Consider the following 10,153-nt stretch of genomic DNA (forward strand, 5'->3'; position numbering starts at 1 on the left):
GACCCTCCTCGGTCTCGTCGTACGACTCAACATCAATACCGGGTAAACCCAAGAGCTCTGTCAGTAGAGGCACCATAGCCATAACGTATAGTAACGGCTACTTCAGCATACTCATTCCAGGAGAGCCTGAAGTAACGGAGATCTTATTAGAAAATATTGAACAAATTCAGGCAGACAGTGACCTAAACTTAGATGCTTTCTATGTGGAAGCCGTAGTTAAATATCGCCCTATAATTGCTTTAAGCCAGGCGTTTTTTGTTGGAATGTGGGGCAATAGTAAAAAAGATACGCTTTACCCCCAGTCTCAGCTTCGGTTATTGCTTCGAGAAGCAGGATTTTTGCCTGAAACCAAAAATCCTAGCTGATAACTTTTACCCCTCATGGCTATGATATGCCTCAGCAAAACCCTGGCTCTAGCACCTCTGATATCTCTGCCAACTTAGCGGATGCTGCTGGGTTTCTACCCAGCTTTCTAAAGCTGGCGGCAGCCAATATCATCTCGAACCTAATGGTGCCCCTGGCGGCCCTGGTCGATACGGCTTTCTTGGGCCACCTCGACGATATTCGCTACCTGGGTGGGGTGGCGCTAGCTACGGTGATCTTTAACGTGGTGTACTGGAGCTTTGGCTTTTTGCGTATGGGCACCACCGGCACCACCGCCCAGGCGCGGGGGCGCGGCGATACCGAGGAACTCTGGCTGATTTTGCTGCGCAATAGTGCGATCGCCCTTGTCTTTGGCTTCACCCTTTTGCTGTTTCAAGTCCCCATTCGCGATTTGGGCTTTGGGCTGCTCAGCGGTGAACCAGCGGTGAGAGCTGCGGGCATTGCTTTCTACAATGCCCGCATTTGGGATGCCCCAGCGGTACTGCTAAATCTGGTGCTGATGGGCTGGTTTTTGGGTCGCGAGCAGGGCCGTCGGGTGATTGCCCTGTCGATGGTGGGCAACGGCAGCAATGTGATATTCAACTATATTTTTATCAATCAGTTGGGCTGGGCTAGCGCTGGGGCCGGTCTGGGCACGGCCCTCAGTCAATATCTGACGCTGCTGGTCGGGTTGGCCATTTTAGCCAGAGAAGGTGGCTTTGGGCAGCTTTGGACGGTGCTGCCCCAGGGGTGGAACCCGCAGGCGATTAAGGGTTTGTTTTTGCTGAATCGCGACATTTTAGTGCGCACCTTTGCCCTGGTGCTGAGCTTTGCCTTGTTTACCAATTTCAGCTCGGCCCTGGGCACCCAAACCCTGGCGGCAAATACCCTACTGCTGCAAGTGGTCACGCTATCGGCCTACTTTATCGACGGCATTGCCTTTGCCACCGAGAGCTTTGCCGGGCGGTACTACGGCAGCGGCGATCGCACCCATCTGCGCCGTTTGCTGACGATAGGCGGCGGCACCAGTGTTGCTCTGGGGCTAACCTTCGCGCTGGCCTTCGTGCTGTTTCCGGGGCCGCTGTTTGGTCTGCTAACAGGGCACCAAGCGGTGATTGCTATGGTGCAAACCTACGTGGTCTGGCTGGTGCCGGTGCTGGGGTTGGGAGCGATCGCATACATGCTTGACGGCTATTTCCTTGGCCTTACCGCTGGCAAGGTGCTTCGCAATGCCACGGTGTTAGCAGCTGGTGCTGGCTTTTTGCCGCTGGCGTTGGTAGCTCAGTCCGTAGGCAGTGCGCACCTGCTGTGGCTGGCTCTGGTGGGTTTAATGGCCGCCCGCGCCCTCACCCTGGTCTGGGCGGTACCTAAGTCGCTGACCTGAGAGCTGCCGTAATCGTTCCTACGACTTTCCTACAACGTTTAGATACGATTACGGCAAAAGTCTCTCAGGATAATCAAGCTGATGCATTCAGCTACTAGATCATGACGCAAAAAAATGATTTTTTCAATGAAGTTTATTCTATCGACAAGGCTAATAATGCCTATATGATCGAGGCTGCTCTCGATCACTATACTGACATTTTTAGTGAATGGGATCCAGCCCCCTTTAAGCGACGAGAATTAGACCCAGACCTGCAATTCTATTTAGAAAGTAGTGCTGATGAAATTCCGGCCAAACATTCAATTGAGGTCTGCTTTACCCTGCCACCTGGCACCCGTGATCACGCCATGGAACAGGAGGTTAAAGCTGGCTTGAGAAATAGCGTTGATTTCAAGCTCTATTTGTTCAGAAAAGAAATTAGGCTAATCAACACTCGCACCTTTCGGTACGTGATTGCCGGTCTGGGCACGCTGCTAGTGGCAAGACTAATAACAGAGCCCGCCGAAGCCAATGTTTTCACCTCTGTTTTGACAGAAGGATTATTCATTGGCGGCTGGGTGTTTTTGTGGGAAGCGGTTTCCTTATTCTTCTTCTCAAATCGAGACTTGTATAACCGCTATCGCACCTACAAACGGCTGCGAGGTTCTGAGGTCATCTTTAGCGAATCTGCATGAGGGACCAAAACCAAATTTCTACCATAGACGGCTCGGGTTTGTCGAATATTTCGACAGGAACCCGATTTTTACTTATCCTCGGTGTGCCACCGAGCTGCGCTGGCTAAGAATAGCCTGGTGGGCCTGCTCCCAGTGGTGGGCCGCAATCCGAATCTGGCTGGGGTCGGCCATACCCTGGGCGCGGTATTCGCGCACCGCCTCCAGCGCGGCTTGGTTACTCAGCAGGGCCAGGTCGGCACCGTTCCAGCCGTCGGTGTGGGTAGCCCAATGATTGAGATCAACGGCATCTAAGGGGCGATCGCTGTTGTGCACCTGCAAAATCGCCAGCCGACCGGCGGCATCGGGCAGGCCAATCTCCAGCTGTAAATCAATCCGTCCGGCTCGCAGAATGGCGGGATCGAGAGCGCTGGGGCGGTTGGTGGCCCCAATCAGCAGCACGTTGGTGCAGCCCTGTAGGCCGTCGAGTTCGGTGAGCAGCTGGCCAACCACGCGATCGCTTACGCCAGAGTCGCCCTGGTACTGGCCCCGGGCGGGCACTAGGGTATCGATTTCGTCGATAAAGACCACGCAGGGGGCAGCTTGGCGGGCCTTGGCAAATAGCTCGCGCACGGCCTGCTCGGCGGCACCGACCCAGCGGCTCAGTAGTTCAGGACCGTTGACGGCGATAAAGTTGGCGCGGGCTTGGGCCGCCACCGCCTTGGCCAGCAGGGTTTTGCCGGTGCCGGGAGGCCCCCACAGCAGCAGACCGCGCGGCGCTTTGGCCCCGGTCTGGGCGTAGAGGTCGGGGTAGAGCAATGCCCCTTCAACCGACTCTTGCAGCGTTTGCTTGATGCTCTCCAGGCCACCAATATCGTCCCAGGCGATCGCGGGCGACTCGACCTCCACCGATCGCAGTACCGAAGGCTTAATCTCCTTAAGGGCCTGCAGAAAATCACCCTGCACCAGGGTCATAGTGTCAGGCACAGGGCCAGCCAGATCCGGCACCTGGCGGCGCAGGGCAAAGTAGGCCGCTTTTTGGCCCAGAGCCTTGAGGTCAGCCCCCACCATACCGACTGACAGATCGGCGATCGCATCTAAATCCACCCCATCCAGGGGCATATCGCGGGTTTGGATCTGGAGGATTTCTAGGCGACCGGCGCGATCGGGTACCCGAAACTGCACTTCGCGGTCAAAGCGACCGGGGCGGCGCAGGGCGGGGTCAAGGTGGTCAGGCCGATTGGTGGCGGCCAGCACAATCACGCCCTTGGTTTGGGCAAAGCCATCCATTAGGCCCAGCAGGGTGGCCACCAGGCGTTTTTCGACCTCGCCCTCGACTTTGCTGCGATCGGGGGCGAGGCTGTCGATTTCGTCAATAAATACGAGGCAGGGGGCCGCTTTTTTGGCCTTCTCAAAAATGGCCCGCAGCCGCTGCTCGGCCTCGCCGTAGTACTTGCCCATGACCTCGGGGCCAACGATCGCGATGTAGTTCACGCCCAGGTCTTCGGCTAGCGATCGCGCTGTCAGCGTTTTGCCCGTACCAGGAGGGCCGACTAGCAGCACACCTCGAGTTGGTTCTAAGCCCAGCTTGGCCAGCACGTCGGGCCGCTTGAGCGGAATTTCGACCAGTTCGCGCAGCTCCTGCAAGGTGGTGGAGAGACCGCCGACGTCGCGCATGGTGGGGTGATGCGGGGTCGATCCCGGAGCAGAGTCGTTCGCGTTAGCGTCTCCCGTAGGGAGAAAGGGGGATGAGGAGGGCGAGGCAGATGAGGAGGAATTGTCGCCGCTTGCGGGGGGTGGAGTGACGATGACTTCTTCAACGGCGAGGTCATCCCCCGAACTGGCAGCGGCAGGGTTGCGGTTCATGCGGCTGACGCCGATGTCGGGAATGTTGCCCTGGCGGGGAATGCTGCTGAAGCCTCGGGCGTTGACCTGCACATTAGTTTTCAGTTCGCCATTTTCGGCCTTTTCTTCTAGGGTTTTGGCCAGTTCAAGCAGTTGTTCAAAGCCTTTAAAGAAGTCATTCATGGCAGATCCTGGGCGAACAGCAGGGGGATGGGCGCTTTCAAGGGTGCCCTGTTCCCAGGGTTCACTACCGACGCTTAAAACCACGGCCCTGGGCTGAAGCCGTTATAAAAGTTGAGAAACCCCACTGCTCTACCATCGCCGCACCAACTATCCCTGTTTTCTACCTACGTTGATACTCTGCCAATCTTCATTTGGTTAATCTTAAACTCAGATTTTTAACACTGACATCGAGAGCAAAGCTCAGTAAGGTAAGGCTGGTGAATTCTCAGTGGGGCAACGGCGATGACCATTACACACATTGTGTTTGATATGGGCGGGGTGTTGGTAGAGCTACAGTGGCTCGATCGCGTCAAAAACCTGCTGGACAGCCCCATGACCCTCGAAGAACTGCATAAACTCTGGGTGGGTGCTCTCAGTACCGCCGATTTTGAAACCGGACGCAGCGACTTTGATGCCTTTACCGCTGCCTTTATTCAAGAGTTTGAGCTAGCGATCGCACCTGACCGATTGCAGCACGAATTTCTCGAAATTGTGCAGGCCCCGCTGCCCCAATGTAATGAGATGCTGAGCATTCTCAAGCCCCGCTACCACCTGTCGCTGCTGTCGAATACCAACCCGGCTCACTACATGCGCCTGCGCGATCGCTACGATTTTTTCGACTACTTTGACCAGCTCTTTTTGTCCTACCAAATCGGCGTCATGAAGCCTAGCCCCGCCATTTTTGAGCACCTGCTGACCACCCTCAACACCCCCGCCGACACCGTTGCCTTCTTTGACGATGGCATCCGCAATGTCGAAGCCGCCTGTGCCCTTGGCATCCACGCCTATCGCGTCGATTCTCCCACCGCCGCTATGGCTGTAGTCGAGGGGTTCTCCTAACCTCGTCCCCAGTAGTTCTACAGAATTCTACGGAAACCGGCAGACCACCTGTCCCACAACCCTTTCCCAGGGCACCAGGCCAAACTCGCGACTGTCGGTACTGGCCGCCGCGTTTAGCCCCTTTAAAAAACAGCCTTGGGCTTCGACATACACTACCCACTTGATCAGCCTTAGCCCTGGCTGGTGGGGATGGTAGGCCACTACCAACTCCCCAGGTGAGGGGCGGGAGTGGCGGTAGGCAAACGGATCAATCAACACCTCAGTACCAGGCACCAGCAGGGGCTGCATAGACTCGCCCACAATGCGAAACCGCCGCCGCCGTCGCAGCAGCCACAGCACTACATCAGTAGGATGGCTGCTGCGCAACTGCGACGGCGGCGATGGAGCAGTTTCAAGGGAAGTATCTACCGGCATTAAGCTATAGCAGAGAGATGAGGGGATGAGCAAAATGAGGGGATCAAAAACGGCTTCGCCTTTCTCAGATCCATCTCACCCTCCTCACCGTCTCCATTGACCTCTAGCTAGCGGTGTACCAAGAAACATCGCGGTTCTTGGTCGCCCAGAACATGTTGTGGATCTTTTGCACCGCTTCCATCAGTTCGTTGGCGTGCTGTACGCTGACTTCTACCTTGGTGGCAGAACAGAGCTTGGCAGCCTTCCAAAAAGTGTCGTGCAGATCGGGGAACTGTTCTAGGTGCACGGGCTTGAAGTAGTCGGTCCACAGCACCAGCAGTTCATCTTTAGCAATCTGAGCCTGCTCTTCTTTGATCGCGGTATAGCGAGCGAAGGTGTTGTGGTAAGCCACCGCAGCGGCTTTGTCACCAGCGGCGGGCATCTCCAAATCCACCAGTTTCTTGGTCATCGACACCACCGCCTCGGCGGCTATGCGGGCCGAAGAGGGGTCATAAACGCCACAGGGGCCGTCGCAATGAGCGTATACCTCAGCGGCGGGGAACCATGCCTGTAGCTTGGTAATTGCGTGGTTGAGCATAATCATCCTGGTAGTGAATAGGTAAAAGCGTTAAAACCGTAACTTTCTACAATTTTTGGTGCTTCTGGCCTCAACTGCACCCTTGCCCTCGTTGGATTAAGTATCCCTATGCTGGGCAGGGGCATAAGCCAGGCCACGTTTCACATTGTTAACGCTATCGAGTCCTTCTGCAACCTTCTATCCTCTGTCGAATGATAGATTCCGTTTCTAATGGGAAGGATTGGCCCTTGCTTCGCAGTACTTTTTCAGTACGCTTGTACGATTAAACCTTAACGAATCGTTCAATATTTCGAGTAATTTCTTGGTTATGACGTTTTTCTCAATGCAATCGTGGAGCCGATCGCTCGTGCTGGTTGTCCTGGGCTTTGGGCTTACGGGCTGTGGCGACCTGCTGTTGCTGGTCAATAGCTGGATTACCCCGGTGGATTTGGCGTCCCTGCCCCCCTGCGTTGACGACGACTGCAACTGCGGCGACTTTGCCAGCCAACCCCAGGCTCAGACAGTGCTGAGTGCCTTTGTGGGAGATCCCTACGGCCTCGACGGCGACGGTAACGGCACGGCCTGCGAGTTGCTGCCCCCGGTGCCGCCACCGCCTGACCCACCGGCCCCGCTCTCTAGCAACCCCCACCTGGTGCTGGGCAACCCCAGTCAGGCGGCGGAAACCCCCAACAACTATTTGCTGCAGCGCAATCAGTACGCGCTGAGCTATAGCCGCGATCGCAACAGGTTGAACTGGGCCAGTTGGGAGGTCGATGCCGCCTGGCTGGGATCTACCGCTCGTCAAGATAACTTTCGCCCCGACGGTGGCTTACCTGCTGGGTTTTACCAGGTCACTCCTAACGACTACCGGGGTAGCGGCTACGATCGCGGCCATGTTGTCCCTTCAGGCGATCGTACCCACACCGTGGGCGACAACGCCGCCACCTTTTTAATGACCAACATTATTCCCCAAACTCCTGAAAACAACCGTGGCCCCTGGCGAGAACTCGAAGAGTATGGCCGTGACCTGGTCTACCAATATGACCGCAGCCTGCACGTGTTCGCTGGGGCCTACGGCAGCCAGGGCAGCGTCGGCGATCGCGCGATCGTCATCCCCTCCCGCCTCTGGAAAATCATTGTGGTGTACGACCGCCTCCCCGATGGCAGCCTCAGCATTGGCAGCGATACCCAGGTAATTACCGTAGACATGCCCAACACCAAGCAGGTCAACCCCGACTGGCGGCAGTACCAAACCTCGCTTCAGCGCCTTGAGGTGGCGACGGGTTATACCTTTTTAGAAAATCTCCCTACAGATCTTCAGGCCGCCTTGAAGGCTCAAACCAGTGATGCACCCTAGCCTGCTACCGGCCTGACAGTCCAGAATTGAGTGGCAGCGCTTATACTGGGTAGAAAGATAAACTTACTTTTAGGGTCTAGCATATATGATACGTAATCTAAACATAAGGAGTTAGTTCTGGATAGAAGCGGTGCCGGTCACAAAAGCGAAGGTTGGCGTAGCTATAGGTAGCCTTTCTAGGGGTAAGCATAAGTAGGATTCATGCTTTAGAACTACTCCTTAACGTTTACTCCGTTAACTTGCAACATTTACCTGCCTAAGCTGCCGCTGTTGGCTGGGTCTAGTCTCTCTTTAAAATTTGCGGTAATAGCTAACGCTTGTATTTTAGGGTAGCTCTTCTTAGTAGACCTAGTTTGACTAATCTCCTAGATTTTTTCAAGGGAAACCGTTACACTCTTACCCTTGCTCATACACGTGAACAGATGGGTTATGTCTAGTAGGTAGCGAGTGCGCTGAAGTCATTATTCTAGGCAACGCCTACTCGCTCTAGGAACCCAGCATCTATGCCGATTATAGGTAACTTGTTAAATTAATTATTCACAATATTTATGTCTAATAAGTACGGATTGAAACGCTTATCAATATTTGTAGACGGGAACAATATGTTCTACGCCCAGCAAAAGAACGGCTGGTTTTTTGACCCAAAGCGGGTGTTGGAATACTTCTTAAAGCTGGATGGCGGCGCTACTCTAGTCAACGCCTTTTGGTACACCGGTCTCAAAGATCCTCAGGATCAGCGAGGCTTCCGGGATGCTCTGATTAGTTTGGGATATACCGTTCGCACCAAAATCCTGAAGGAATACTACGACGATACTTCAGGGCGGTATTCTCAAAAGGCCAATCTCGACATCGAAATTGCCATCGACATGTTCAACACCGTTGATCAGTATGATGAGGTGGTTTTATTTAGCGGTGATGGCGATTTTGAGCGTGCCATTGAACTGCTGCGATCTAAAAACACCCACATCACCGTAGTCTCCACAGAAGGCATGATTGCTCGCGAACTCCGCAACGCCACCGATCGCTATATCGATCTCAACAGCGTACGTAAGTATATTGAGAAAGACTAGAAGCACATACTTAGCAAATCCCGCTGTGGAAACGGCTGCAAATAGAGACACTCGCTTTAGTTGGTGTCGGGGATTGCATTAGCTTCAGCGAGCATCGGTGAAAAACTCGATACAGCGATCGCCCAGCGCTGCTATACTGAGTGACTGTAAATATCCCTTGCCGATGTGGCTCAGTGGTAGAGCACTCGATTCGTAATCGAGCGGTCGCGGGTTCAAATCCCGCCATCGGCTTCCCTCTCAAATACCTGAAATACCTTGATTCTAAAGGGTTTGGCGTCTCGACCGCTTAGTGTGGCGAGACGCATAGATTCTTGAAATTGGGTGTAGATGGACATGTTTAGGCCACTTTTTGGGGTAAGTTTGGGGTAATTAACAGGGGTCTACCACAGTCCACTTACCCCACTCCCCGCCATGCCTTCCCCCTCAACGACTCAGTCCAAGTCTCGCAAAGCGAAGAAAGGTACCGTCCAGGTCAAGAACTCCAACGACCGCTTGCAGTTAGTCTTTAGCTGGCAGCGCCAACGATACTACTTCAGCACCGGATTGCCTGATTCCCCCATCAACCGCAAGCTAGCCGAACAAAAAGCTCGTCAAATCGAGCTGGATTTCGTTTCGGGCAACTTTGACCCCAGCCTCGACAAGTACCGACCCGAGGTCGAACTGTCCGAGTCCCAGCGAAAGACTCCCGCGACTCCCAAGCTGCTCGATCTGTGGGAGCAGTATATGGAATACCGCACCCCCAACATTTCGCCGACCACCCTTAACAGCACCTATGAGCCCGTCGCCGCCCACATCCGCAAATGTAGGACTGACGGGTTGAAGAACCCGCTCAAATTTCGCACAGAACTTCTGAAGGTTACCACTGAATCGCAAGCCCGCCGGTCGCTGATGCAGATCTCAGCTGCCTGTGACTGGGGCCTCAAGCACAATCTGCTTCAGGAAAATCCCTTTTCAGGCATGTACCTGGACATGCTCCAATCGAAAGCGCCACCGCCTGTGGCCTTTACCGTCGAGGAGCGCGATCGCATCATCGCGGCTTTCGTCAACGACAGCCGACCAGGTACCGACTACCGTCACTACACCCCTTTCGTCAAATTCTTGTTCTGGACGGGGTGCCGCCCCTGTGAGGCGATTGGGCTGCGTTGGGGCAGTGTGCTGACCGACTGCAGCCGCGTGCATTTCCATGAAAGCATCGTTGAAATTTCAGGACGTAAGGTCAGACGCAAAGAGGACAAAACAGCAGTCAAGCGCTGGTTTACCTGCCCAGATAACTTGAAAGAACTCCTGCAATCCATTCGGCCTGAGCACCCAGATCCCGAAGCCTTAGGTGATTTCCGGGAAAGAAGGTACCAAATCAAGCAGGGCGAATCAGGATATCCCACTTGGGTAGCAAAGGATTGCGTTCTAACCTGCTCTCCACTGCTTTCATCGCTACTTTGGAAAGTGAGATAC

At 54.5% G+C, this 10,153-nt stretch carries 9 protein-coding genes, 1 tRNA gene and 1 pseudogene; 8 read left to right on the forward strand and 3 right to left on the reverse strand.

Features of this window, described 5'->3' with window-relative positions; translation table 11 throughout:
• From IQ273_RS34000 to IQ273_RS24875, 3 genes and pseudogenes are all read left to right on the forward strand, one after another.
• Positions 1–365 (forward strand): annotated as a pseudogene (locus tag IQ273_RS34000) (hypothetical protein); the annotation flags it as partial.
• Positions 366–391: 26 nt separating this feature from the next.
• The gene (locus tag IQ273_RS24870; RefSeq protein ID WP_194025835.1) at positions 392–1,747 is read left to right on the forward strand and encodes an MATE family efflux transporter; all 1,356 of its coding nucleotides are present in this window, start codon (positions 392–394) and stop codon (positions 1,745–1,747) included.
• A 101-nt stretch (positions 1,748–1,848) separates the two neighbouring features.
• On the forward strand, positions 1,849–2,421 hold the full coding sequence (locus IQ273_RS24875) for a hypothetical protein (RefSeq protein WP_194025836.1): 573 nt from the start codon (positions 1,849–1,851) through the stop codon (positions 2,419–2,421).
• Positions 2,422–2,493: 72 nt separating this feature from the next.
• On the opposite strand, the gene IQ273_RS24880 is transcribed toward IQ273_RS24875, so the two are convergent.
• Entirely contained in the window at positions 2,494–4,425 is a 1,932-nt protein-coding gene (locus tag IQ273_RS24880; protein ID WP_194025837.1) for an AAA family ATPase, read from the reverse strand.
• A 282-nt stretch (positions 4,426–4,707) separates the two neighbouring features.
• Between IQ273_RS24880 and IQ273_RS24885 the strand changes: the two genes are divergently transcribed.
• The gene (locus IQ273_RS24885; RefSeq protein WP_194025838.1) at positions 4,708–5,304 is read left to right on the forward strand and encodes an HAD family phosphatase; all 597 of its coding nucleotides are present in this window, start codon (positions 4,708–4,710) and stop codon (positions 5,302–5,304) included.
• A gap of 27 nt (positions 5,305–5,331) precedes the next feature.
• Here IQ273_RS24885 and sodX read toward each other — a convergent pair whose 3' ends face one another.
• Together sodX and sodN are read right to left on the reverse strand one after the other, a co-directional pair.
• Positions 5,332–5,718, reverse strand: coding sequence for a nickel-type superoxide dismutase maturation protease (gene sodX / locus IQ273_RS24890; protein WP_194025839.1), 387 nt, complete (start codon positions 5,716–5,718; stop codon positions 5,332–5,334).
• 103 nt (positions 5,719–5,821) lie between these two features.
• Entirely contained in the window at positions 5,822–6,295 is a 474-nt protein-coding gene (gene sodN, locus IQ273_RS24895; RefSeq protein ID WP_194025840.1) for a superoxide dismutase, Ni, read from the reverse strand.
• 307 nt (positions 6,296–6,602) lie between these two features.
• Between sodN and IQ273_RS24900 the strand changes: the two genes are divergently transcribed.
• The 4 genes from IQ273_RS24900 to IQ273_RS24915 all read left to right on the forward strand — a co-directional run.
• The gene (locus IQ273_RS24900; protein ID WP_194025841.1) at positions 6,603–7,631 is read left to right on the forward strand and encodes a DNA/RNA non-specific endonuclease; all 1,029 of its coding nucleotides are present in this window, start codon (positions 6,603–6,605) and stop codon (positions 7,629–7,631) included.
• 548 nt (positions 7,632–8,179) lie between these two features.
• Positions 8,180–8,701 (forward strand): NYN domain-containing protein, encoded by a 522-nt coding sequence (locus IQ273_RS24905; protein ID WP_194025842.1) that lies wholly within the window; start codon positions 8,180–8,182, stop codon positions 8,699–8,701.
• Positions 8,702–8,860: 159 nt separating this feature from the next.
• Positions 8,861–8,932, forward strand: a tRNA-Thr gene (locus IQ273_RS24910).
• Between the two features lie 180 nt (positions 8,933–9,112).
• Positions 9,113–10,153 (forward strand): Arm DNA-binding domain-containing protein (locus tag IQ273_RS24915; protein WP_194025843.1); only part of this gene is annotated, 1,041 nt, incomplete at its 3' end.

The organism is Nodosilinea sp. LEGE 07298 (assembly GCF_015207265.1).
Classification (GTDB): domain Bacteria; phylum Cyanobacteriota; class Cyanobacteriia; order Phormidesmidales; family Phormidesmidaceae; genus Nodosilinea.